The organism is Streptomyces sp. NPDC002886, assembly GCF_042888445.1.
Taxonomy (GTDB): Bacteria; Actinomycetota; Actinomycetes; order Streptomycetales; family Streptomycetaceae; genus Streptomyces.
Window position 1 is genome coordinate 242,873 of record NZ_JBIAPV010000002.1, and the last position, 22,910, is coordinate 265,782.

The window sequence follows — 22,910 nt, forward strand, 5'->3', positions numbered from 1 at the left end:
CCTCACCTAACAAATGTTTGGTGGAAAGGTAGCTGATCCGCTCATGGGTGTCTCCACCTCAAGCCCCGACAAGGGCATCGCACTCGTCACAGTCGACTTCCCACCCGTCAACGCACTGCCCGTACAGGGCTGGTACGACCTCGCCGACGCCCTGCGCGCGGCCGGCCGCGACCCGGAGGTCCGGTGCGTGGTGCTGGCCGCCGAGGGCCGCGGCTTCAACGCCGGCGTCGACATCAAGGAGATGCAGCGCGACACCGGCCACGCCTCGCTGATCGGCGCCAACCGGGGCTGCTACGAGGCCTTCGCCGCCGTCTACGAGTGCGAGGTCCCGGTCGTGGCGGCCGTGAACGGCTTCTGCCTCGGCGGCGGGATCGGCCTGGTCGGCAACGCCGACGCCATCGTCGCCTCCGAGGACGCGACCTTCGGACTGCCGGAACTGGACCGGGGCGCCCTCGGGGCCGCCACCCACCTGGCTCGGCTCGTCCCGCAGCACATGATGCGCACCCTCTACTACACCTCGCGCACCGCCACCGCCGCCGAACTGCACGCGCACGGCTCGGTGTGGAAGGTGGTCCCCCGCGAAGAACTGCGGGCGGCCGCCCTGGAGCTGGCCGCCGAGATCGCGAAGAAGGACGGCTACCTCATCCGGCTCGCCAAGGCGGCCATCAACGGAATCGACCCCGTGGACGTGCGGCGCAGCTACCGCTTCGAGCAGGGCTTCACCTTCGAGGCCAACCTCAGCGGGGTGGCCGACCGGGTCCGCGACACCTTCGGCAGCGGCGGACCCACCGGAACCACCGGAACCACACAGCCCGGCGGAGCAAAGGCGGAATCGGCATGACCGACAAGAGCATGACCCCCGAAGAGGCGGTCGGCCGCCTCAGCAGCGGAATGACCATCGGCATCGGCGGCTGGGGTTCGCGCCGCAAGCCCATGGCCCTGGTGCGGGCACTGCTCCGCTCCGAGATCACCGATCTCACCGTGATCGCGTACGGCGGCCCCGACGTCGGCCTGCTCGCCGCCGCCGGCCGGATCCGCAAGCTGGTCACCCCCTTCGTCACCCTCGACTCGATCCCGCTGGAGCCGCATTACCGGGCCGCCCGCGAGAGCCGGGCCTTCGCCCTCACCGAGCTGGACGAGGCCATGTTCATGTGGGGCCTGCACGCGGCCGCCAACCGGATGCCCTTCCTGCCCGTCCGCGCCGGCCTCGGCTCCGACGTCATGCGCGTCAACCCCGAGCTGCGCACCGTCACCTCCCCGTACGCCGACGGGGAGGAGTTCGTCGCCGTCCCCGCCCTGCGCATGGACGCGGCCCTGGTCCACCTCAACCGCGCCGACCGGCTCGGCAACGCCCAGTACCTGGGCCCCGACCCGTACTTCGACGACCTCTTCTGCGAGGCCGCCGACACCGCCTACGTCTCCTGCGAGCAGCTCGTCGAGACCGCGGAGCTCGCCAAGTCCGGCCCCCCGCAGTCGCTCCTGGTCAGCCGCCACTCGGTCACCGGGGTCGTGGAGACCCCGAACGGCGCGCACTTCACCTCCTGCGTGCCCGACTACGACCGCGACGAGGCCTTCCAGAAGCTGTACGCGACCACCCCCTGGCCCGAGTTCGCCGAGCGCTTCCTCTCCGGCGGCAGCGAGCACGCCTACCAGTCCGCCGTCCAGGCCTGGCACGAGGAGCAGAAGTGAGCACGCCCTCCACGACGACCACGACCGCGGTCAGCCGTTCCGAATACTGCGTGATCGCCTGCGCCGAGGCCTGGCGGGACAACGGCGAGGTGCTGGCCAGCCCGATGGGACTGGTGCCCTCCTTCGGAGCCCGGCTGGCGAAACGGACCTTCTCCCCCGACCTGCTGCTGACCGACGGCGAGGCCATGCTGGTCGGCCTCGACGGCTCGGCCGAGGGCTGGCTCCCGTACCGCCGTCACCTGACGATGGTCACCGGCGGCCGCCGGCACGTGATGATGGGCGCCAGCCAGATCGACCGGTACGGCAACCAGAACATCTCCTGCATCGGCGACTGGGAGCAGCCCGCCCGCCAGCTCCTGGGGGTGCGCGGGGCTCCGGTGAACACCCTGAACAATCCGGTGAGCTACTGGATCCCCAAGCACTCCACCCGGGTGTTCGTCGAGCGCGTCGACATGGTGAGCGGGGTGGGCTACGACCGCGCGGAGGCGGCCGGGGTGACCCGGTTCCACCGGCTCCCCCGGGTGGTCAGCGATCTCGGCGTCTTCGACTTCACCGGCCCGGACCACGCCATGCGGCTGGCCTCCCTTCACCCGGGCGTCACCGTGGAGCAGGTCCGGGCGGCCACCGGCTTCGAGCTGGCGATCGCCGACGACGTCCCGTACACCCGCGAGCCGACGGCGGAGGAGCTGCGGCTGATCCGCGAGGTCATCGACCCCAAGGGCCTGCGCGACCGCGAAGTGCGGGTCTGATCCGATGGAGACGGCATTCACCAAGCTGGTCGGGGTCGAGCATCCGATCGTGCAGACGGGCATGGGCTGGGTGGCCGGTCCGCGCCTGGTGTCGGGGGCGGCCAACGCGGGCGCGCTCGGCATCCTGGCCTCGGCGACCATGACGATGGAGCAGCTGCGGGCGGCGGTCCACGAGGTCAAGTCCCGTACGGACGCCCCGTTCGGGGTCAATCTGCGCGCGGACGCCGGGGACGCGGCCGAGCGGGCGCAGCTGATCATCGACGAGGGCGTCCGGGTGGCCTCCTTCGCGCTCGCCCCGTCCAGGGAGCTGATCGCGCGGCTCAAGGACGCCGGCGTGGTGGTGATCCCCTCGATCGGGGCCCGCCGGCACGCCGAGAAGGTCGCGGCGTGGGGCGCCGACGCGGTGATCGTGCAGGGCGGCGAGGGCGGCGGGCACACCGGTGACGTGGCCACGACCGTGCTGCTGCCGCAGGTGGTCGACGCGGTGGACATCCCGGTGATCGCGGCGGGCGGTTTCAGCGACGGCCGCGGTCTGGTGGCGGCGCTGGGCTACGGGGCCGCGGGCATCGCGATGGGCACCCGGTTCCTGCTGACCTCCGACTCGACGGTCCCGGACGCGGTGAAGGCCGAGTACCTGAAGGCGACCGTGAAGGACGTCACCGTCACCACGGCCGTGGACGGGCTCCCGCACCGGATGCTGCGCAGCGAGCTGGTCGCTTCCCTGGAGCGGGCCGGGCGGGCGAAGGCGCTGGCCAAGGCGGTGCGGCACGCGGCCGGCTTCAAGAAGCTTTCGGGCCTGTCCTGGGCGGAGATGGTCCGGGACGGCCTCGCGATGAAACACGGCAAGGACCTGTCCTGGAGCCAGGTGCTGCTCGCCGCGAACACCCCCATGCTCCTCAAGGCGTCCATGGTCGAGGGCCGTACGGACCTCGGTGTCATGGCATCGGGCCAGGTCGCGGGCGTGATCGAGGACCTTCCGTCGTGTGCGGAGCTCGTCACCCGCGTCATGGCCGAGGCGTACGCCGTGCTGGAACGGCTGAACGGCCTCACTCCCCCACAGCATCTCCCCCTCCCCCCGCACCCGCTCGGCACCCTGCCACCACCAGGGTGATTCCCCTTCTCCGTTACAGGAGTTGCCCCAGATGAGCCGTGCCCGAATCCGCCTGGCGACCGCGGTGCTCGCTTCCGCCCTCGCCATCGGAACCCTGCCCGCCGCCGCGCACGCCGCGCCGGCGGGCGGTTCCTCCGCCTCCCGTCACCACTGGCACACGCAGGCGGCGGAAACGATCCGCCAGATCCCCCTCCAGGGCGCGGTCAACGTCCGCGACCTCGGCGGCTACCGCACCTGGACGGGAGGCCAGGTTCGTCAGGGACTGGTCTACCGCGCCGATGCGCTCGGCAAGCTGACCCCGTCGGACATCACCACCGTCGGCGGTCTGGGCCTCACGAAGGTCCTCGATTTCCGCATTCCCATGGAGGTCCAGTACGACGGCGCCGACAAGCTGCCCGCCGGTCTGGCCTCCACCGCCCGCCCGGTCAACGACAACGGCCTGTACGGGCTGCTGCTGTCCGCGATCGGCAGCGGTGATCCCGTGAAGCAGGAGCAGATGCTCGGCGGAGGCCGCGGCGAGGCGTACATGCGCGACGTCTACCGCGCGTTCGTCACCAACGCCGACAACCGGGCGCAGTTCGCGGCCACCCTCCGCGAGATCGCCGACGGGAAGCAGGGCCCGCTGCTGTACCACTGCACCTCGGGCAAGGACCGGACGGGCTGGATGAGCTACCTCCTGCTCAGCGCGCTGGCCGTCCCGAAGGACGCGGCCGAGCGCGACTACCTGGCCTCGAACACCTTCCGCGCGGCGTACGACGCCCAGGTGCGGGCGGGCCTCAAGGCGTCCGGCCGGATGCAGAACCCCGATCTGCTGATCCCGCTCCAGGAGGTCCGTCAGGGCTACCTGGACGCGGCGACCGCGCAGATGGAGGCCGACTACGGCAGCCTCTACGGCTACCTCACCGACGGCCTCGGCCTGGACCTGCGGACCCTGGCGAAGCTCCAGGTGAAGCTGGTCCGCTAGACAGCCGAAAACACCCCTGCGCCGGGCGGCAACTGCCGCCCGGCGCAGGGGTGTGTGTACGTACTTCCCGGGATCAGGCGGAGCGGCGGCGGCCCTGGCCGGCGCCACCCACGCGGCTGCGGGCCGAAGCCGCGGCCGCGCCACCGGAGGGGGCACCGCCGGTACGCCGGCCGCGCTCGGCGGAGCCGCCCGTGGAGCCACCCTGTCCGCCCTGGACACGGCGGGCCTGGCCGGAACCGGAGGCCGGAGCCTGACCGCCGGCGCCGCCACCGGTGCGACGGCCGCGGCCGCCCCCGGCGGCCGGAGCCGCGCCCGTGCCGGCGCCCGTACGCGGTCCGCCCGAGCGGCGGCGCGCGCCGGAGCCCGAGCCCCCGCCGGACTGGCCGGCGGAACGCTGACGCGGCGGGGTGGCCTGCGGCACCTCCATGACGACCGGGATGCCCGAGGGCTCCTTGGCGCCGGTGATGCGCGCGAGCTCCTCGTCGGAGGACTTGATCTGCGCGGTGTGCGGGGAGATCCCGGCGTCCGACATCAGGCGGGTCATGTCGCGCTTCTGGTCGGGCAGGACCAGGGTGACGACGCTGCCGGACTCGCCGGCACGGGCGGTACGGCCGCCGCGGTGCAGGTAGTCCTTGTGGTCGGTCGGCGGGTCCACGTTGACGACGAGGTCGAGGTCGTCGATGTGGATGCCTCGCGCGGCCACGTTGGTGGCGACCAGCGCGGTGACCTCGCCCGTCTTGAACCAGTCGAGGGTCCGGTTGCGCTGCGGCTGCGAGCGGCCGCCGTGCAGGCCGGAGGCGCGGACGCCGTCGGCGAGGAGCTTCTTGACCATGCGGTCGACCCCGCGCTTGGTGTCGACGAACATGATCACCCGGCCGTCGCGAGCGGCTATGCGCGTGGCCACGGCCTTCTTGTCGGTCTCGTCCATGACGTACAGGACGTGGTGCTCCATCGTGCTGACCGCACCGGCGGACGGGTCGACGGAGAAGGCGACGGGGTCGGTGAGGAACATCTTGACGAGCTTGTCGATGTTCTTGTCGAGGGTCGCCGAGAACAGCATGGTCTGGCCGCCGGACTGGACCTGCTTGAGCAGCGAGGTGACCTGCGGCATGAAGCCCATGTCGGTCATCTGGTCGGCCTCGTCGAGGACGGTGATGGCGACCTGGGAGAGGTCGGCGTCACCGCGGTCGATGAGGTCCTTCAGACGGCCGGGGGTGGCGACGAGCACCTCGGCGCCGCGGCGCAGGGCGCCGGACTGCCGGTTGATCGACATGCCGCCGACGACGGTCGTGATCCGCAGGTTGACGGCCGTGGCGTACGGGGCCATGGCGTCGGTCACCTGCTGCGCGAGCTCACGGGTCGGTACGAGGACCAGCGCGAGCGGCTGCTTCGGCTGGGCGCGGCGGCCGGCGGTGCGGGCCAGCAGGGCCAGGCCGAAGGCCAGCGTCTTGCCGGAGCCGGTGCGGCCGCGGCCGAGCAGGTCACGGCCGACCAGCGAGTTCGGGATGGTCGCGGCCTGGATCGGGAACGGCTGGGTGACGCCCTGGGCGGCGAGGGTCTTCAGCAGCGCCTCGGGCATGTCCATGTCCTCGAACGCGTCCACCGGCGGCAGGGCCGGGGTCAGCGGTTCGGGCATGGTGAATTCTTGGGGCCTGGCCACGGGGGCGGACTTCTGCCGTCCCGCGCCAGCCTTCGGACGTCCCTGAGCCGCACCTCGACCCCGGGTGGGGCGGCGGCTGGGTCGTGCGGAGCTGGAGCTGGTCATGCGAGAAAGCCCTCCTGAAACCGGCAGGTACTGCACAAAGCACTGCAAACAAATGGTGCGAAACAGCAGACAAGCCGGGGCCCGCACCTACTCGGTGCGGACCCCGGCGTGCTGACTGCCTTAGGCGGGGAGGATGTTCTCCGCCTGGGGGCCCTTCTGGCCCTGGGTGACGTCGAAGGACACGCGCTGGCCCTCGTTGAGCTCACGGAAGCCCTGGGTGGCGATGTTCGAGTAGTGGGCGAAGACGTCCGGGCCGCCACCGTCCTGCTCGATGAAGCCGAAGCCCTTTTCCGAGTTGAACCACTTCACGGTGCCAAGTGCCATTTTTGAATCTCCTGAATAGGCGGCAAAGGGCCCCATCCGGAGATTCCGGCAAAACAATAAAAGCGCCTGTCGGAGCATTCCCGTCAGGCGCACATAAAGTTCATGGGTACCACAACTGCAACGAGCTCTAAGCTAGCACACGTCGGTCGGGGAGTGTCGCCGCGAGCCTGTGACCTCCGTCCTGAGTGGGTCCGGCGCGCAGCCGCCCGCCCACCTCCGTGAGGGCGTGCCGGAGCCCCGGAATGCCCATCCCACCGGAATCGAGGACGATCCGCTCCCCCTCCGGTGCGGTGTTGATCACATCGAGGCGGACCTCCCCGTCCTCGGCGTAGAGATTCATCCGAACGGCGGAGCCGGGGGCGTACTTCGCCGCGTTGGTGAGCCCCTCGCGGGCGATCCGCAGCAGGAGGCGCCCGTCGGCCGCCGGGAAGGACCCCAGCCCGGGCTGGGTGTGGTGGGTGATCTCCATGCCGGTGGCCCGCATGTTCCGGGCCAGGGAGCCGAGGAAGCGGCCCACGTCCACGGGGGAGGTGTACGCGCGGCTGCCCGCGGGGTCGGTCAGCATGTCCAGCACCTCCCTGACCTCGGCCATCGCGGCCCGCGCCGATTCCTCCACGGCCCCGGCGGCCTCCCGGACCCGGGGGTCGGCCCCGGCGTCCAGGCGCAGGGCGGCGGCCTGCATCGTGAGGGCGGTGAGCCGGTGGCCGAGCCCGTCGTGGGTGCGCTGGGCCAAACGGGTGCGTTCCTGGACGACGGCCAGGTCGGCCGCCTGGTCCACGGCGGCGTGGGCCTGGCGGGCCCGCTCGCGCAGCGCGGCCATGACGTGCCGGTTGCGGCGCACGGTCTCCCCGTACAGGGCGGGCACGAGGATGGAGCCGAGGACGAAGGAGGCGGGGTCGCGCCCCGCGTACCCGAGGGGCAGGATCACGTCGCGGGTGGCGGCGTAGACGACGGCCATCAGCAGGACCCCGCCCCAGCGGTGGGTGCGGCCGTACGCGGCCAGGGCGTAGGCGCCGAAGACGAGGGGTCCGCGGTCGTCGGAGACGAGGGTGGCCGCGGTGGCCGCGAGGGCCGGTATCCAGGGGTGGGAGCGGCGCCAGAGCAGGGAGAGCGCCGCGAGCCAGCCGACGGCGAGGCTCGTGGGGTAGTCCGTGACGAAGCCGAAGCGGTGGACGTCGTGGAGGTTGAGGGTGGTGAGCAGCCCGCAGACCAGGGCGAGCCAGATGTCGGTGCGGCGGGCGCGCACCGGGTCCGGCGCCCCGGCGCTCTCCCCGGTCAGGGTCCGCAGACCCCGCTCCAGCAGCTGTCCGGCGCGACCGGGCACGGCCTGCATGACTCCACCACCCCCCCATGGGCGCACAGATGTGCGCAGAACATGCCAAAACTTCCCCCCAGGTTGCCCTTCTTCCGCCGAAGGGGCATCCCGGGGGGACGTGTTCTGGGACCGGCGCCTGATGGCCCGGGGTGTCGCTCGCGCTGGTTACACGGAGACGCCGAGGCCGTTCAGCCAGGTGACCGGGTTGATGTCGGCGCCGTAGCTGTTGCTGGAGCGGACCTCGAAGTGGAGGTGCGGGCCGGTGGAGTTGCCGGTGTTGCCGGAGCTGCCGATCCGCTCGCCGGCGGAGACGCGCTCGCCTTCGGAGGCGGTCGCCGAGGAGAGGTGGGCGGAGAGGGTGTAGCGGCCGTCGTCGTGCTTGATGACGACGGCGTTGCCGTACGCGCCCTGCCAGCCGGAGGAGACGACGGTGCCCGCGGCGGCCGCCCGGACCGGGGTGCCGGTGGACACCGCGAAGTCGATGCCGGTGTGGTAGCCGGCGGCCCAGCCGCCCGCCTGGTGGTAGCGCGCGGAGATGCTGCCGCCCGAGACGGGCAGAGCGCCCTCGGCGCCGCTGCGGGAGCCGCTGCCGGAGGAGTCCGAGGAATCGGACGAGTCCGCGGAGTCGGAGGAGCCTGCGGAGTCGGAGGAGTCGGAGGACTCCGACGAGCTCGACGAGCTGGAGGGCTTCGGGGCGGCCGGGGCGCTGTCGCTGGAGTCGGAGGAGCCGTACGCGAGGCGCTGGCCCGGGAAGATCATGTCCGGGTCGGACCCGATCACCGAGCGGTTCGCGGAGTAGAGGGACTCCCAGCCGACGCCGAGTTCGGAACCGATGGTGCCGAGGGTGTCGCCACTGACCACGGTGTAGTTGTTCGCACCCCGGGCCTTCGGGGCGGCCGGGGCCTCGGCGCTCTCGTCCGCGGTCGAGGCACCGGCGCCCCGGGCGGGCGCCTCGGGCGCCTCGGGGGCGGGACCGCCGCGCTGCAGGCCGGCGAGCTTGCCGCAGGCGGGCCAGGCGCCGGGGCCCTGGGTCGCCAGGACCTTCTCGGCGACGGCTATCTGCTGCGCCTTGGTGGCCTGGTCGGCCTGGGGGGCGTACTGCCGGCCGCCGAACTCCGCCCACGTGCCGGAGGAGAACTGCAGGCCGCCGTAGTAGCCGTTGCCGGTGTCGATGCTCCAGTCGTTGGTGGACTCGCACTGGGCGACCTTGTCCCACGTGCCGACCGACGCGGCGGACGCGGGCTGAGCCACGAGACCCACGGCGGCGGGTGCGGCGATACCGGCGACAACGAGACCGGCGAGGGTACGGGCAGACGGGAAAGACATGCGGAGTTCCTGACTTCGGGGACATTGCGGAGGCCGGTGCACCGGGTGAAGCGGTGGTGCGTTCTGCCTCGGTCACCACCGTCCGGGAAGACGGGGGGTGTCCGAAGTCGCCGAAAGAGGACAAGCGGGACAGCAAAAGGGGACTGGGGAGGGAGGGTTGGGCGGACTTAAGTCCCTATATGGCGGTAATGTCCGCAATAAGACGGGGATTCAGGGGAGGTGGGTCACATGACGATCCGCGTGATGGTGGTCGACGACCAGAGCCTCATACGGTCGGGGCTGGTGACCCTGCTCGCGAGCGCCCCGGACATCGAGGTGGTCGCGGAAGCCGGCGACGGGGCCGAGGCCGTACCGCTGGCCCGCACCTACCGGCCGGACGTCGTACTGATGGACCTGGTCATGCCGAAGGTCGACGGCATGGAGGCCACCTTGCAGCTGCTGCGGCTGCCGGATCCGCCGCGCGTGCTCGTCCTCACCGGCTACACGGCGGACGATCTGGTCCTGGACGCGCTGCGGGCCGGAGCGGCCGGGTTCCTGCTGAAGGACCTGCGCCCCGAGGAGCTCTTCGCCGGGATCCGCACGGTCGCGGCGGGCGGCAGCGCCCTGGCGCCCGGGGTGATGCGGGTCCTGCTGGAACGGGCGGACACCCGCACCGAGGCCCCCGACCACGCGGAGCAGCTCTCCACCCTGTCCCCCGGCGAGCGCGACGTCCTCGCGCTGGTCGGCGAGGGCCGGACGAACCTGCAGATAGCCGAGGCCCTGCACCTGTCCCCGGCGAGCGTGAAGACGTACGTCTCGCGGATCCTGACGCAGCTCGACCTCTCGAACCGGACCCAGGCCGCGATCCTCGCCTACGAGGCGGGGCTGGTCCGCGCCGCGTGAGCACCGCCCCGGAGGGTCTGGCCGTCACCGGCGTGATCGAAAACAATGGCAACCATGACGACACCTCGGACGACTCCCCGCTCCCGGGCCCGGTCCTTCGACAGCGCCGCCGCCCTCTACGGGCGGCACCGGCCCGGCTATCCCGAGGCCCTGTACGACACCGTCGAGGAGCTGGCCGGGCGCCGGTTCGCCGGGGCCCGGGTGGCCGACGTGGGCGCGGGCACGGGGATCGGGACGGCGCCGATGCACGCCCGGGGGGCCGAGGTGGTGGCGGTGGAGCCCGGGGACGGGATGGCGGCGGAGTTCCGGCGCAGCCGGCCGGGGATCCCCCTCGTGCGCGGGGACGGGGACCGGCTGCCGCTGGCCGGGGCCGCCTTCGACTTCCTGACGTACGCGCAGGCCTGGCACTGGACGGATCCGGCGCGGTCCGTGCCGGAGGCCCGCCGGGTGCTGAAGCGCGGCGGGGCGCTCGCGATCTGGTGGAACGACCTGGACGAGTCGGCCGGCTGGGTCGCGGCGCAGGGCGAGCGGATCCGTGCCTTCTTCGGGGCCGACGGCGCGGGCGGCGCGGTCGCGGGCGGGGCCGGCGCGGTCGGCGGGAGCGCCGAGGCCCTGGGGTTCCGGACGCTTCCGCGCGGCCTCGACTCCGGTTTCGCCACGCGGACCGTCCCGTGGTCCCGGCGGATCCCGCTGGAGGCGCACCTGGCGAACCTGTCCAGCCATTCGGCGTTCCTGCTGCTGGGCGAGGCGGGGACGCGGGAGTTCCTGGACTCCGAGCGGGAGCGGCTGAACCCGCTCTTTCCGGACGGGACGGTGGAAGAGCCCTACGTGGTGAGCGTCAGCGTGGCCGTCCTCTGAGACGGCCCGGTGCGGAGTAGCGCCCTCCGCCCCGGCGGTACGAGGCTGGCGGGCATGGCTTCCTCTTCTCCCCTGCCCCCCGCCGTCAAGGTGTTCTTCCTCGCCAACGAGGGCCTCGCCTTCCTGCTGGAGCTGCTGGCCCTGGGCCTGCTGGCCTGGTGGGGCTGGAGCCGTGACATCGGGCGGGCGGGCTCCGTCGCCCTGGCGGTGGCCGCGCCGCTGGCCGCCGCCGTGCTCTGGGGGATGTTCGCCGCGCCGAAGGCCCGGTACGCCGTCCCGCTCGCCGCTCAGCTCGGGGTGAAGGCCGTGGTGTTCGGCGCCGCCGCCCTGGCGCTGCTCGCGCTCGGGCAGCGGCTGCCGTCCCTCTGGTTCACGGTGGTCGTGGTGGTGAACACCGCCCTGGCGACGTACTACCGCTCCCGCTCCTGAAGCACCGCCGCCCGGCACTGCGAGGGGCTCCCCCAGGCGTCGCGCAGCGGGCGGGCCTTGCGCAGCCACAGGGAGAGGTCGAGTTCCTCGGTGTAGCCGACGGCGCCGTGCAGCTGGAGCGCGGTCATGGCGGACGCGTACGCCGCTTCGCCCGCGGTCAGCTTCGCCGCCGCGACCTCCCCGGGGTCCAGGGAGAGCGCGGCCGCCCAGAGCAGCGGCCGGGCGAACTCCAGGCCGATCAGGGTGTCGGCGAGCCGGTGCTTGACCGCCTGGAAGGCGCCGATCGCCGTGCCGAACTGCGTGCGCTGCTTCGCGTACTCCACCGTGCGCGCGAGGAGGGCCTCGCCGGTGCCGAGGCACTGGGCGGCGGTGAGCAGCCGGGCCCAGTCGGCGGCGTCCCGGGCCGCCGCGGTGACCGCCGGGCCGGCGGCGAGGAGTTCGCCGCCGCCGTCCGGGAGGGCGAGGCAGCGGGCGGGGTCGGTGGAGGTGCGCGTCGGTCCGGCGCCGGGGGCCAGGCGGAGCTCCCCGGCCGGGGACACCGTGAAGAGGTGGGTGGCCGCGTCGGCGTCCAGGGCGTACGGGCCCCCGCCGGGCAGGGTGAGGGTGGCCGAGGTCTCCCCCGCGGCCAGCCCGGGGAGGAACCGCTTGGCCAGTGCCTCGTCGCCGAGCAGGGTCAGGAGCACGGCGGCGGCGGCCGTCTCCACGACCGGGCCGGGGACCCCGGCGCGGCCCAGTTCCACGAACCCGGTGGCCAGCTCAAGCGGCATCAGGCCCATGCCCTCGTGGGCCTCGTCGGCCGCGAGGGCGAACAGTCCGGTGGCGGCGAGCCTCGCCCACAGCGCCTTGCCGGGAGCGTGGTCGCCCGCGCCCCAGGCCCGTACGGCGGCCGGGACGTCCGAGGCGGCGAGCAGACCGCGCAGGGTGCGGGCGAAGTCCGACTGTTCCTCGGACGGCAGGAAGCGCATCAGCGGCGGCCCTTCGGGAGGCCGAGCAGCCGCTCGGCGATGATGTCGCGCTGGATCTCGTTGGTTCCCGCGTAGATGGGACCGGCGAGGGAGAAGATCCACGGCTCGGCCCATTCCCCGTCGGCGAGTTCGGCGTCGGGGCCGAGCAGGTCGAGGGCGCTCTCGTGCAGGGCGATGTCGTACCGGGACCAGAACACCTTGTTCAGGCTGGACTCGGCGCCGATCGTCTCTCCGGCGGCGAAGCGGGAGGCGTTGGCCCAGGTGAACAGCTGGTAGGCGCGGGCGCCGACGACCGCGTCGGCGACCCGGTCGCGCAGGGCGGTGTCGGCCGGGTTCCCGAGGTCGTGCCACAGGTCCACGAGCCGGTCGGCGGCGGCGAGGAAGCGGCCCGGGGCGCGCAGGGTGAGCCCGCGCTCGTTGCCGGTGGTGGACATGGCGATCCGCCAGCCCTGTCCGGGCTCGCCGATGACGTCCTCGTCGGGGACGAAGACCTCGTCGAGGAAGAGCTCCGCGAAGGCGGGCTTGCCGTCGAGGCGGCCGATGGGCCGCACGGTGACCCCGGGGGCGCGGAGGTCGAACATCAGGTAGGTGAGGCCCTGATGGGGTTTGGGCGCGTCGGGGTCGGTGCGGAAGATGCCGAAGGCGCGGTCGGCGAAGGCGGCCCGCGAGGACCAGGTCTTCTGCCCGGACAGCAGCCAGCCGCCCTCGGTGCGCACCGCCCGGGAGGTGAGGGAGGCGAGGTCGGAGCCGGATTCGGGCTCGGACCAGGCCTGGGCCCAGATCACCTCGCCGCCGGCCATGGAGGGCAGGACGCGGGCGCGCAGTTCGTCGGTGGCGTGGTCGAAGAGGGTGGGGGCGAGCAGGTTGATGCCGTTCTGCGAGACCCGGCCGGGCGCGCCGGCGGCCCAGTACTCCTCCTCGAAGACCAGCCAGTGCTCGATGTCGACGCCGCGGCCGCCGTACTCCTCGGGCCAGGACACCACCGCCCAGCGGGCGGAGTGCAGGAGCGCCTCCCATTCCCGGTGGGCGGCGAAGCCCTCGCGGGTCTCCAGGGAGGGCAGGGGGGTGGCGGGAACGTGGGCGGCGAGCCAGTCGCGCGCCTCGGCCCGGAAGGCCTCCACGTCCGCCGAGTGGTTCAGGTCCATCAGCCGTTCGCCTCCTTCATCGCGGATATGTTCATGCCGCCGAGCGAGTCCGCCGCCGTTTCGGCGTTGTGGGCGTGCGCGAGGTGGTGCAGGCCGAAGACGGAGTCCATGCCGGTGTGCAGGCCCTGGAGGTCCTCGGCCTGGTTGACGGCCCGCTTGGTGAGGGCGAGGCCGAAGGAGGGCATCTCGGCGATCCGCAGGGCGAGCCGGTCGGTGGCTTCCGCCAGTTCGGCCCGCTCGACGACCCGGTTGACCATGCCGATCTCGTAGGCCCGGCGGGCGGGCATCCGGTCGCCGGTGTAGAGGAACTCCTTGGCGATGCGCGGGGGCATGACCCACGGGTGGGCGAAGTACTCGACGCCCGGGATGCCCATGCGGACGACGGGGTCGGCGAAGAAGGCGTCCTCGCTGGCCACGATCAGGTCGCAGACCCAGGCGAGCATCAGCCCGCCGGCCACGCAGGCGCCGTGGACGGAGGCGACGACGGGCTTGGGCAGTTCGCGCCAGCGCCGGCACATGCCGAGGTAGACCTCGGATTCGCGGGCGAAGCGGGATTCGGCGCCGGAGCGCTGGGAGTGGTCCCACCACAGGCCGGCCCGGCGTTCGAAGGGCAGGTGCGCGTCCCGCTCGGGAGTGCCGATGTCGTGGCCGGCCGAGAAGTGCTCGCCGGCCCCGGCCAGGACGATGACCTTGACCGCGGGATCGTCCGCGGCCCGGTAGAAGGCGTCGTCGAGGGCGTAGGTCATCGCGCTGTTCTGGGCGTTGCGGTACCGGGGGCGGTTCATGGTCACGTACGCGACCGGTCCGCGGCGCTCATAGAGCACGGGGGTGTCATCGGGCATCGGCATCCCAGGATCCTTCCCTAACAAGTGTTTGGTAGGTTAACGTACGGCCATGAGCAGCGTCGAGGAGTTCCGCACCGAGGTTCGGAGTTGGCTACGGACCCACCTCACCGGTGAGTTCGCCGCCCTCAAGGGCCGCGGCGGACCGGGCCGGGAGCACGAGGCCTTCGCCGAACGCCTCGCCTGGGAGCGGCACATGGCGGCGCACGGCTGGACCTGCGTGGGCTGGCCCGTCGAGTACGGCGGCCGCGGCGCGAGCACGGAGCAGCAGATCGCCTTCCACGAGGAGTACGCGCTGGCCGACGCGCCCGCGCGCGTGAACCACATAGGGGAGCAGCTCCTCGGCCCCACCCTCATCGCGCACGGCACCGAGGAGCAGCGGCGGCGCTTCCTGCCGCCCATCCGGGCCGTGGAGGAGCTGTGGTGCCAGGGCTACAGCGAGCCCGACGCCGGCTCGGACCTGGCGAACATCCGCACCCGGGCCGCCCTGGTGGACGGCGCGTGGGTGGTGGACGGCCAGAAGATCTGGACCTCCCTGGCCCACGCCTCGCAGTGGTGCTTCGTCGTCGCCCGCACCGAGCCGGGCTCCCGCCGGCACGCGGGGCTGTCCTACCTCCTGGTCCCGATGGACCAGCCCGGGGTGGAGGTCCGGCCCATCGTGCAGCTGACCGGTACCTCGGAGTTCAACGAGGTCTTCTTCGACGGGGCCCGCGCCGACGCCGCCCACGTGGTCGGCGCGCCCGGCGAGGGCTGGGCCGTGGCCATGGCCACCCTCGGCTTCGAACGCGGCGTCTCCACCCTCGGCCAGCAGGTCGGCTTCCGCCGCGAGCTGGAGGACCTGGCGGCGCTGGCGAAGCGCAACGGGGCGATCGCCGATCCGCTGATCCGCGACCGGCTCGTCCGGGCCTGGATCGGCCTGGAGACCATGCGCGCCTCCGCGCTGCGGCCCGGGGTCGCGCCGTCCACCGCCAAGCTGTACTGGGCCCGCTGGCACCGGGACCTCGGCGAGCTCGCCATGGACGTCCGCGGAGCCGACTCGCTCCTGGCGGCGGGGGCGCACGGGGACCCGTACGACCTCGACGACTGGCAGCGGCTCTTCCTGTTCTCCCGCTCCGACACCATCTACGCGGGCTCCGACGAGATCCAGCGCACCATCGTCGCCGAGCGCATCCTCGGCCTTCCCAAGGAGGTACGGGCATGAACGCGATCGGCAACGCACCCGAGTACGTGGCCGGGCACGGACTGCTGACCGGCCGGAGCGCCGTGATCACCGCGGCCGCCGGGGCCGGCATCGGCGGGGCCACCGCACGCCGGTTCCTGGAGGAGGGGGCCCGGGTCCTCATCGGCGACGCGCACGCCCGGCGCCTCAAGGAGAGCGAGGAGGCGCTGGCCGCCGAGTTCGGCGCGGACCGGGTCGCCTCGCTGCCCTGCGACGTCACCGACGAGGAGCAGGTGGGCGCCTTCTTCGCGCTCGCCGAACGGCTCCACGGCGGCCTCGACCTCGTCGTCAACAACGCCGGACTCGGCGGCACGGCGAACCTGGTCGACATGACCGACGACCAGTGGTCCCGCGTCCTCGACGTCACGCTGAACGGCACCTTCCGCTGCACCCGCGCCGCGATGCGCTCGATGCGGGCCTCCGGAACGGGCGGGGTGATCGTCAACAACGCCTCCGTCATCGGCTGGCGCGCCCAGACCGGGCAGGCCCACTACGCCGCCGCCAAGGCCGGGGTGATGGCGCTGACCCGCTGCGCGGCACTGGAGGCGGCGGAGTTCGGCGTACGGATCAACGCGGTCGCACCGAGCCTGGCCATGCACCCGCACCTCGTGAAGGTGACCAGCGAGGAGCTGCTCACCGAACTCACCGCCCGCGAGGCCTTCGGCCGCTACGCCGAGCCCTGGGAGGTGGCCAACGTCATCGTGTTCCTGGCCAGCGGCTACTCGTCGTACATGACGGGCGAGACCGTGTCGGTCAGCAGTCAGCACGCGTAGGGCGACCTATGACGAGAATGGCCGGGTGCCAACGAACAAGCCGATCGCATCGACGGCCAAGAAGAAGCCCCAGGTGACGGCGTCGCCCGAACGCCGCCGCGAACTCCTCGGCACCGCCGCCGAGGTCTTCGCCGCGCAGGGCTACAACGCCACCACCGTCCGCAAGATCGCCGACGCCGCCGGCATGCTCGCCGGCAGCCTCTACTACCACTTCGATTCCAAGGAATCGATGCTCGACGAGATCCTCTCCGCCTTCCTGACCGAGCTGTGGGAGGGGTACGACACCGTCCTCGCCGCCGGTCTCGGACCCAGGCAGACCATCGAGGCCCTCGTCACCGAATCGTTCCGGGAGATCGACCGGCACCGCGCCGCGGTCGCCATCTACCAGAAGGAAGCCCGGACCCTGTCGGTCCAGCCCCGTTTCCACTACCTCTCCGACTCGCAGGTCAAGTTCGAGAAGGCGTGGCTGGGGACGCTGGAGCGCGGGGTCGCGGACGGGGTCTTCCGCGCCGACCTGGACATCCGCCTCACCTACCGCTTCGTGCGCGACACGGTGTGGGTGGCGGCGTCCTGGTACCGGCCGGGCGGCCAGCACAGCCCCGAGGAGATCGCCCGCCAGTACCTCTCGATGGTCCTGGACGGCATCGCCACACGCACGTAACCCTGAGGAGTTCTGATGCCCGAGGCCTACATAGTCGAAGCGGTACGCACCCCCGTGGGGCGGCGCAAGGGGGGCCTGTCCGAGGTCCACCCCGCCGACCTGGGGGCGCACGTCCTCAAGGCGCTCGTCGAACGGTCCGGGATCGACCCGTCGGCCGTGGAGGACGTGGTCTTCGGCTGCCTCGACACGGTGGGGCCGCAGGCCGGCGACATCGCCCGGACGGCCTGGCTGGCGGCGGGACTCCCCGAGGAGGTCCCGGGCGTCACCATCGACCGCCAGTGCGGATCCTCGCAACAGGCCGTGCACTTCGCGGCGCAGGGCGTCATGTCCGGGACGCAGGACCTGGTGGTCGCGGGCGGCACCCAGAACATGTCGATGATCCCGATCGCCTTCGCCTCGCGGCAGGCGGCGGAGCCGCTCGGCTTCACCGAGGGCCCCTACCTGGGCTCGGCGGGGTGGCGGGCCCGGTACGGGGACTCCCCCGTCAACCAGTTCTACGGGGCCCAGCTGATCGCCGAGAAGTGGGGCATCTCCCGCCTCGACATGGAGGAGTTCGCCCTGCGCTCCCACCAGCGGGCGCTGCGCGCGATCGACGAGGGCCGCTTCGAGCGGGAGATCGTGCCGTACGGGGAGGTGGCGGTGGACGAGGGCCCGCGCCGCGACACCACCCTCGAGAAGATGGCGGGGCTGAAGCCGGTCATGGAGGGCGGCACGATCACCGCGGCGGTCTCCTCCCAGGTCTCGGACGGCGCGGCGGCGATGCTGCTGGCCTCGGAGCGGGCGGTACGGGAACACGGACTGCGCCCGCGAGCCCGCATCCACCACCTGTCGGTGCGCGGCGAGGACCCGATCCGCATGCTGTCGGCGCCGATCCCGGCGACGGCGTACGCCCTGAAGAAGACGGGCATGTCCCTCTCCGACATCGACCTGGTCGAGATCAACGAGGCCTTCGCCCCGGTGGCCCTGGCCTGGCTGAAGGAGACGGGCGCGGACCCGGAGCGGGTCAACGTCAACGGCGGCGCGATCGCCCTGGGACACCCCCTGGGCGCGACGGGCGTCAAGCTGATGACCACCCTCCTGCACGAACTGGAGCGCACGGGCGGCCGCTTCGGCCTCCAAACGATGTGCGAGGGCGGCGGCCAGGCCAACGTCACGATCATCGAGCGGCTCTAGCCTCCGGCGGAGCGCGGGCCGGCCCAGGGCGCGGTCCGTGCTCACGCGCGGCGCCGTTCCCGGAGACGAGCCCCCGGACCCCCGCTCCTCAAACGCCGGAGGGGCTGGAGAATCCGGCCTCGCCGGCGTTTGAGGCGCGAGGTCTGGGGCGGCGCCCCAGGGGTCCGGGGCACAGCCCCGGGGAACGGGCGAAGGGCGGGTAGGGGACCTCGCCCCGCGCAGCGGCTACCCGCGACGCGAGAGGCAGGTCAGGGAAACCGTCTGGGCCAGGACCAGACCGCCGGTCAGGATCTGCCAGAGCAGCGGGTCGGGTGCGTCCCAGGCGCGAGCAGCGCACAGCGCGATCACCACCGCGCCCAGCGCCAGCACGACCCGGTGGACGAAGCCCGCATCGGTGCCGTGGGGCAGTCCCGACACGAGGGCGACCAGGCCGAGCAGGATCGGCAGCCAGTGCGGCTGGGCGCCGCGCATCAGCAGCGCGGCGGCGAACTCCGCTGCGAGGGCGAGGGAGTTGCGCGCCAAGGCCCCCGGGGCCGATATCGACATGCGCACATCATGCCGGGGATATTCGTGTGCGCACCCGCCGGGGCCGCGCCTAGGATCCGGAGCAAGGGCTGGGTCGTAGCACAGAGGTAGTGCGCCTACACAGCATGGAGGAGGACGCCGGTTCGAATCCGGCCGCCCAGCCCCCCTCCCCCTACTTCGCGACCGTCGCCGCCACCCACGCCCCCGCCGCCCCGATCGCCGAGGCCGCCGCCGGCAGCGGCAGGCCGAGGAAGCCGTGGAAGACACCGGGGAGCAGCTGGATCCCGCAGTCGACTCCGGCTTCGCCGAGCCGGCGCCCGTAGGCCAGGCCCTCGTCGCGCAGGACGTCGCAGTCGGCCAGCACCAGCAGCGTGCGCGGCAGCCCCGAGAGGTCGGGGGCGCGCAGCGGGGAGACGTGGGGGTGGTCCGGGTCGCCGCCGTACTGGTCCCAGTACCAGGCCATGTGCGCGGCCGTGTGGAAGTACCCCTCCGCGAACTCGGCCACCGACGGATGCTCCATCGAGGCGTCCAGCGGCGGGTAGAACAGCAGCTGACCGGCGACCAGTCCGGGGGCCCGCAGGGCCGTCACGGCCGCGAGGTTGCCTCCGCTGGAGTCCCCGGCGACGACCAGCCGCGCGGGGTCGCAGCCCAGTGCGGCCGCCCGCGCCCGGGCCCACAGCAGCACCGTCAGCGCGTCGTCGGGCGCGGCCGGCCAGGGGTGTTCGGGCGCGAGGCGGTAGTCCGCGGAGACCACCACCGCGCCCGAGGCCACGGCCAGGGCCCGGCACAGCGCGTCGTGGGTGTCCAGGCCGCACATCACCCAGCCCCCGCCGTGGAAGAACACCGTCAGCGGGCGGCCCCCGCCGCCGCCCGGCGCCGGATCGTAGATCCGGACGGGGACCCCGCCGGCGTCGGCGTCCCGTACGGAGGCCACCGCCGCGCCGCCGCCCGGGGAGCCGGCGGCGGCCGCGCGCAGGGCGGCCGGATCCCCCGGTCCGGGGAAGGCGGCCGCCATCGCGTCGCACAGCCGGCGGGCCGCCGGGGACAGCCGGTCGGCGCCGCTCATCGCGCGGTCATCCCGCCGTCGACCGTGAACTCCGCGCCCGTGATGTACGAGGACCCGTCCGAGCAGAGGAAGAGGACCAGCTCCGCGACCTCCTCGGGCCGCCCGATCCGCCCCAGCGGCAGGTGCGACCAGTCCCGTCCCGCGACGGCCTCGCTGACCATCGGGGTGTCGATCGCTCCCGGGTGCACGGAGTTGATCCTGATCCGGTCCCCCGCCAGGTCCAGCGCGGCCGACTTGGTGAGCCCGCGCAGGGCGAACTTGCTGGAGCCGTACGCCGCGTGGCCCGGGATGCCGACCAGTCCGGCGGTGGAGGAGACGTTGACGATCGAGCCGCCTCCGCCGGCGCGCAGCACCGGGGCCACGGCCTGGATCCCGAGGAACGGTCCGAGGAGGTTGACCCGGAGCAGGGCTTCGAAGTCCTCCAGGCCCTGGCGCTCCACGTGGGCCGTGCGCCACAGGGCGGCGTTGTTGACCAGGGCGGAGACGGTGCCGAAGGCGCGTACGGCCTCGCGGACCACCTCCGCCCAGCTGTCGGCGTCGGCCACGTCGTGGCGCACGTAGAGCCCCTGGCCGCCGAGCGAGGCGGCGACCTCGCGGCCCTCCTCCTCCCGGATGTCGGTGACCACGACCCGCGCTCCGGCCTCGGCGCACAGCCGGGCCTCGGCCGCGCCCTGGCCGCGTCCGGCGCCGGTGATGACGACGACCTTGCCGTCGAGGGAGATGGCCATGGGGTCAGCCCTCCAGTGCGCGGAAGTGCGGGATGACGGTCTCGCCCCACTGGCGGATGGTCTCCATGCAGGCCTCCTGGGGGACGGTGCCCATCTGGATCAGGCACATGACCTCGTCGACGCCGATCTCGCGCAGCTGCTCGACGTAGGCGATGGCCGTCTGGGCGTTGCCGTAGGCATGCTCGGCGTTGTAGGTGCCGGTGTCTACGGGGCGGGCCGGGATGTTCGCCCCGTGGAGCTTGGCGACCAGCTCCTCGCGGCCCCGGTCCAGTGCGGCCACGTGCTCCTCGGCGGTCTCGTCCTCGGAGTAGCCGGTGGGTTCGGGGGCGTTGCCGTACCAGTGGGCGATGGACTCGGCGAAGAAGCGCTGGCCGCGGGTGCCCAGGCGCAGGGCGCGTTCGGCGTCGTCGAGGACGATGGTGGGGCAGAGCGCGGAGAGGTGGTCGTTGACCTCGGTGGAGACGAAGCTGGCGCCGGTGCGGGTGGCGATGGCCTCGTCGTAGACCTTGCGCATGGCGCGCACGTCGTCGGCTCCGGCGAAGCCCATCACGAGCGCTCCGATGCCCAGTTCGGCGGCGAGCTTGAGGGTGTCGTGCTTGGAGCAGGCCATGAAGAGCGGCGGGTGCGGGTCCTGGACCGGCCGGGGCAGGATCGCGCCGGGGCCGATGTCGATGGAGCCGTGCCACTCGAACTTCTCCTCGCGCCAGGCGGAGGAGAAGATCCGCAGCGCCTCTTCCATCTGCGGGTAGGTGTCCTCGGGGCGGACCCCGTACATGGACATCTCCTGGCGGGTGGCGCCGCGGCCGGCGCCGATGTCCACGCGGCCGCCGGAGAGCACGTCGAGCATGGCGGCGCGTTCGGCCACGCGCACGGGGTGCTGGTAGCCGAAGGGCATGGTGACGACGCCGTGGCCGATGCGGATCTTCTCGGTCCGGGCTGCGACCCAGGTCAGGAAGATCTCGGAGGCGCTCATGTGGGCGTACTGGGTGAGGGCGTGGTGCTCCACGGCCCAGATCCGGTCGAAGCCCATCTCCTCGGCGAACACGGCCTGTTCGACGCAGTCGTGGATGACCTGGCGCTCGCGTTCGGGCGTCGGGTCGACGAGCTGCGCCTCGAAGATCATCGAGAACTTCACGGGGTGCCTCCCAGCCGTGCGCTGCGCACGGCACGTCGGTAATGTATTTCGAATAGGAATACTTCTAGCAGTCATATCGGGCCGGGGGAAGGGCCGCCGCGCAGACCGGTCGTAGACTGCGCTGCGTGACCAACGAGGCGGCAGAAGACACGAACGGGCGCACGCTCCCCGCGACCAGCTGGGCGGTGCTCGGGCTGCTCTCCTTCGGGGAGGAGCTCTCCGGTTACGACCTGAAGAAGTGGTCGGACTGGTCGCTGCGCTTCTTCTACTGGAGTCCGTCCTTCAGCCAGATCTACAGCGAGCTCAAGCGGCTGGAGAAGGCCGGTTACGCCTCTTCGCGGCTGGTCGCCCAGGAGACCGGCACCCGCGACAAGCGGGTGTACCGGATCACGGACGAGGGCATGACGGCCGTACGGCGCTGGGCGCGCGAGGCACCCGTCGACCCGCCGGTGCTCAAGCACGGACCGATGCTGCGGCTGTGGCTCGGCCACCTGCTGGAGCCGGAGCAGATGCGCGAAGTCCTCGTACAGCACCAGGAGTTCGCGGAGAAGATGCGGCGGCGCGCGGTGGCCGACGCGGACGGGGCCCGGGAAGAGGCCTCGTGGGCCTACCCGACGCTCACCCTCAAGTGGGCCGAGCGGTACTACGCGTCCGAGCGCGACCTGGCCGCGGCCATGCTGGACGACCTCGCCGACGTCACAGCGCTGGAGAGCGGGCGCGGCCCGGCCCCCGCTTCGGACCCGGCGCCGGGCGAGCCCGGCAAGCGCCCGTAGGTGCGCCGGAAGTAGAGCAGCGGCGCGCCCTCGCGGTGCGCCGTCAGGGCGGTGACCCGGCCCAGCGCGATGGCGTGGTCGCCGCCGTCCAGGACCGCCTCCAGATCGCACTCGACGGTGGCGAGGACCCCGTCCAGCAGGGGCGCGCCATTGCCGCCGGCCCGCCAGGGGACACCGGCGAACTTGTCGCCCCCGGTGACGGCGAAGCGGCGGCACAGTTCCTGCTGGTCGGCGGCGAGGATGTTGACGGCGAAGGCCCCCGCCGCCTGGATCAGGGGCCAGGTGGAGGACGTGCGCGCCGGGCAGAAGCAGACCAGCGGAGGGTCCAGGGACACGGACGAGAAGGACTGAACGGCCATCCCCACGGGGCGGCCGTCGGCTCCGCGTGCCGCGATGACGGCGACGCCGGTACAGAAGCTGGACAGGACCGACTTCATGTCGGACATGGCTGCCTCCCTCATGAGAACCCTCCCTGATTATTTCTACTAGGTAT

At 72.6% G+C, this 22,910-nt stretch carries 24 protein-coding genes, 1 tRNA gene and 1 pseudogene; 14 read left to right on the top strand and 12 right to left on the bottom strand.

What is annotated here, in order from left to right; translation table 11 throughout:
- Positions 1 to 43: 43 nt before the first annotated feature.
- The 5 genes from ACFYYB_RS07240 to ACFYYB_RS07260 are packed head-to-tail and all read left to right on the top strand — an operon-like array spanning position 44 to position 4,513.
- The gene (locus tag ACFYYB_RS07240; RefSeq protein WP_389433724.1) at positions 44 to 841 is read left to right on the top strand and encodes an enoyl-CoA hydratase family protein; all 798 of its coding nucleotides are present in this window, start codon (positions 44 to 46) and stop codon (positions 839 to 841) included.
- Positions 838 to 1,689 carry a CoA transferase subunit A gene (locus tag ACFYYB_RS07245; RefSeq protein WP_389433726.1) on the top strand — a complete coding sequence of 284 codons (852 nt, stop codon included), beginning with the start codon at positions 838 to 840 and terminating at the stop codon, positions 1,687 to 1,689. Before ACFYYB_RS07240 ends, ACFYYB_RS07245 begins: the two co-directional genes overlap by 4 nt.
- A complete protein-coding gene (locus ACFYYB_RS07250) occupies positions 1,686 to 2,438 on the top strand; it encodes a CoA-transferase subunit beta (RefSeq protein WP_389433728.1) in 753 nt (250 codons plus the stop codon). Before ACFYYB_RS07245 ends, ACFYYB_RS07250 begins: the two co-directional genes overlap by 4 nt.
- 4 nt (positions 2,439 to 2,442) lie before the next feature.
- Positions 2,443 to 3,549: an NAD(P)H-dependent flavin oxidoreductase gene (locus ACFYYB_RS07255; protein ID WP_389433729.1), complete on the top strand. Its 1,107-nt coding sequence runs from the start codon at positions 2,443 to 2,445 to the stop codon at positions 3,547 to 3,549.
- A gap of 31 nt (positions 3,550 to 3,580) precedes the next feature.
- A complete protein-coding gene (locus ACFYYB_RS07260; RefSeq protein WP_389433730.1) occupies positions 3,581 to 4,513 on the top strand; it encodes a tyrosine-protein phosphatase in 933 nt (310 codons plus the stop codon).
- 73 nt (positions 4,514 to 4,586) lie between these two features.
- On the opposite strand, the gene ACFYYB_RS07265 is transcribed toward ACFYYB_RS07260, so the two are convergent.
- From ACFYYB_RS07265 to ACFYYB_RS07280, 4 genes are all read right to left on the bottom strand, one after another.
- The gene (locus tag ACFYYB_RS07265) at positions 4,587 to 6,278 is read right to left on the bottom strand and encodes a DEAD/DEAH box helicase (protein ID WP_389433731.1); all 1,692 of its coding nucleotides are present in this window, start codon (positions 6,276 to 6,278) and stop codon (positions 4,587 to 4,589) included.
- A gap of 120 nt (positions 6,279 to 6,398) precedes the next feature.
- A complete protein-coding gene (locus tag ACFYYB_RS07270) occupies positions 6,399 to 6,602 on the bottom strand; it encodes a cold-shock protein (protein WP_112447913.1) in 204 nt (67 codons plus the stop codon).
- Positions 6,603 to 6,729: 127 nt separating this feature from the next.
- On the bottom strand, positions 6,730 to 7,935 hold the full coding sequence (locus ACFYYB_RS07275) for a sensor histidine kinase (RefSeq protein ID WP_389433732.1): 1,206 nt from the start codon (positions 7,933 to 7,935) through the stop codon (positions 6,730 to 6,732).
- A gap of 147 nt (positions 7,936 to 8,082) precedes the next feature.
- Complete coding sequence (locus ACFYYB_RS07280) at positions 8,083 to 9,243, bottom strand: peptidoglycan DD-metalloendopeptidase family protein (protein WP_389433733.1); 1,161 nt, start codon at positions 9,241 to 9,243, stop codon at positions 8,083 to 8,085.
- A 228-nt stretch (positions 9,244 to 9,471) separates the two neighbouring features.
- On the opposite strand from ACFYYB_RS07280, the gene ACFYYB_RS07285 reads away from it, so the two are divergent.
- From ACFYYB_RS07285 to ACFYYB_RS07295, 3 genes are read left to right on the top strand one after another with little or no spacing between them, the layout of a single operon-like run.
- A complete protein-coding gene (locus tag ACFYYB_RS07285; RefSeq protein ID WP_389433734.1) occupies positions 9,472 to 10,125 on the top strand; it encodes a response regulator in 654 nt (217 codons plus the stop codon).
- Positions 10,126 to 10,179: 54 nt separating this feature from the next.
- The gene (locus ACFYYB_RS07290; RefSeq protein WP_389433736.1) at positions 10,180 to 10,983 is read left to right on the top strand and encodes a class I SAM-dependent methyltransferase; all 804 of its coding nucleotides are present in this window, start codon (positions 10,180 to 10,182) and stop codon (positions 10,981 to 10,983) included.
- A gap of 54 nt (positions 10,984 to 11,037) precedes the next feature.
- Positions 11,038 to 11,412 carry a YrdB family protein gene (locus ACFYYB_RS07295; protein ID WP_389433737.1) on the top strand — a complete coding sequence of 125 codons (375 nt, stop codon included), beginning with the start codon at positions 11,038 to 11,040 and terminating at the stop codon, positions 11,410 to 11,412.
- Here ACFYYB_RS07295 and ACFYYB_RS07300 read toward each other — a convergent pair.
- From ACFYYB_RS07300 to ACFYYB_RS07310, 3 genes are read right to left on the bottom strand one after another with little or no spacing between them, the layout of a single operon-like run.
- On the bottom strand, positions 11,394 to 12,377 hold the full coding sequence (locus tag ACFYYB_RS07300; RefSeq protein ID WP_389433738.1) for an acyl-CoA dehydrogenase family protein: 984 nt from the start codon (positions 12,375 to 12,377) through the stop codon (positions 11,394 to 11,396). The genes ACFYYB_RS07295 and ACFYYB_RS07300 overlap by 19 nt on opposite strands.
- Positions 12,377 to 13,522, bottom strand: a complete 1,146-nt coding sequence (locus ACFYYB_RS07305; RefSeq protein WP_389433740.1) for an acyl-CoA dehydrogenase family protein — start codon at positions 13,520 to 13,522, stop codon at positions 12,377 to 12,379. The genes ACFYYB_RS07300 and ACFYYB_RS07305 overlap by 1 nt, the downstream gene beginning before the upstream one ends.
- Positions 13,522 to 14,370, bottom strand: coding sequence for an enoyl-CoA hydratase (locus ACFYYB_RS07310; RefSeq protein WP_389433741.1), 849 nt, complete (start codon positions 14,368 to 14,370; stop codon positions 13,522 to 13,524). The genes ACFYYB_RS07305 and ACFYYB_RS07310 overlap by 1 nt, the downstream gene beginning before the upstream one ends.
- 46 nt (positions 14,371 to 14,416) lie before the next feature.
- On the opposite strand from ACFYYB_RS07310, the gene ACFYYB_RS07315 reads away from it, so the two are divergent.
- The 4 genes from ACFYYB_RS07315 to ACFYYB_RS07330 are packed head-to-tail and all read left to right on the top strand — an operon-like array spanning position 14,417 to position 18,190.
- Complete coding sequence (locus ACFYYB_RS07315; protein WP_389433743.1) at positions 14,417 to 15,565, top strand: acyl-CoA dehydrogenase family protein; 1,149 nt, start codon at positions 14,417 to 14,419, stop codon at positions 15,563 to 15,565.
- Positions 15,562 to 16,356, top strand: a complete 795-nt coding sequence (locus tag ACFYYB_RS07320) for an SDR family oxidoreductase (protein WP_389433745.1) — start codon at positions 15,562 to 15,564, stop codon at positions 16,354 to 16,356. Before ACFYYB_RS07315 ends, ACFYYB_RS07320 begins: the two co-directional genes overlap by 4 nt.
- Before the next feature lie 25 nt (positions 16,357 to 16,381).
- On the top strand, positions 16,382 to 17,017 hold the full coding sequence (locus tag ACFYYB_RS07325; protein ID WP_389433746.1) for a TetR/AcrR family transcriptional regulator: 636 nt from the start codon (positions 16,382 to 16,384) through the stop codon (positions 17,015 to 17,017).
- A gap of 15 nt (positions 17,018 to 17,032) precedes the next feature.
- Positions 17,033 to 18,190 (top strand): acetyl-CoA C-acetyltransferase, encoded by a 1,158-nt coding sequence (locus tag ACFYYB_RS07330; RefSeq protein WP_389433748.1) that lies wholly within the window; start codon positions 17,033 to 17,035, stop codon positions 18,188 to 18,190.
- Positions 18,191 to 18,415: 225 nt separating this feature from the next.
- Here the strand turns inward: ACFYYB_RS07330 and ACFYYB_RS07335 are convergent, their stop codons facing one another.
- A complete protein-coding gene (locus tag ACFYYB_RS07335; protein WP_389433749.1) occupies positions 18,416 to 18,736 on the bottom strand; it encodes a hypothetical protein in 321 nt (106 codons plus the stop codon).
- 67 nt (positions 18,737 to 18,803) lie between these two features.
- Between ACFYYB_RS07335 and ACFYYB_RS07340 the strand changes: the two genes are divergently transcribed.
- A tRNA-Ala gene (locus tag ACFYYB_RS07340) sits at positions 18,804 to 18,878 on the top strand.
- 9 nt (positions 18,879 to 18,887) lie between these two features.
- Here ACFYYB_RS07340 and ACFYYB_RS07345 read toward each other — a convergent pair.
- Genes ACFYYB_RS07345 through ACFYYB_RS07355 form a run of 3 tightly spaced genes read right to left on the bottom strand, consistent with a single transcriptional unit; the run spans position 18,888 to position 21,644 of the window.
- A complete protein-coding gene (locus ACFYYB_RS07345; RefSeq protein WP_389433751.1) occupies positions 18,888 to 19,781 on the bottom strand; it encodes an alpha/beta hydrolase in 894 nt (297 codons plus the stop codon).
- On the bottom strand, positions 19,778 to 20,509 hold the full coding sequence (locus tag ACFYYB_RS07350; RefSeq protein WP_389433752.1) for an SDR family NAD(P)-dependent oxidoreductase: 732 nt from the start codon (positions 20,507 to 20,509) through the stop codon (positions 19,778 to 19,780). Before ACFYYB_RS07350 ends, ACFYYB_RS07345 begins: the two co-directional genes overlap by 4 nt.
- Positions 20,510 to 20,513: 4 nt before the next feature.
- Complete coding sequence (locus tag ACFYYB_RS07355; RefSeq protein WP_389433753.1) at positions 20,514 to 21,644, bottom strand: LLM class flavin-dependent oxidoreductase; 1,131 nt, start codon at positions 21,642 to 21,644, stop codon at positions 20,514 to 20,516.
- Between the two features lie 116 nt (positions 21,645 to 21,760).
- Between ACFYYB_RS07355 and ACFYYB_RS07360 the strand changes: the two genes are divergently transcribed.
- Positions 21,761 to 22,417 (top strand): helix-turn-helix transcriptional regulator, encoded by a 657-nt coding sequence (locus ACFYYB_RS07360; protein ID WP_389434941.1) that lies wholly within the window; start codon positions 21,761 to 21,763, stop codon positions 22,415 to 22,417.
- 47 nt (positions 22,418 to 22,464) lie between these two features.
- Here the strand turns inward: ACFYYB_RS07360 and ACFYYB_RS07365 are convergent.
- Positions 22,465 to 22,878: pseudogene (locus tag ACFYYB_RS07365) on the bottom strand (flavin reductase family protein); the annotation flags it as partial.
- Positions 22,879 to 22,910: the final 32 nt, after the last annotated feature.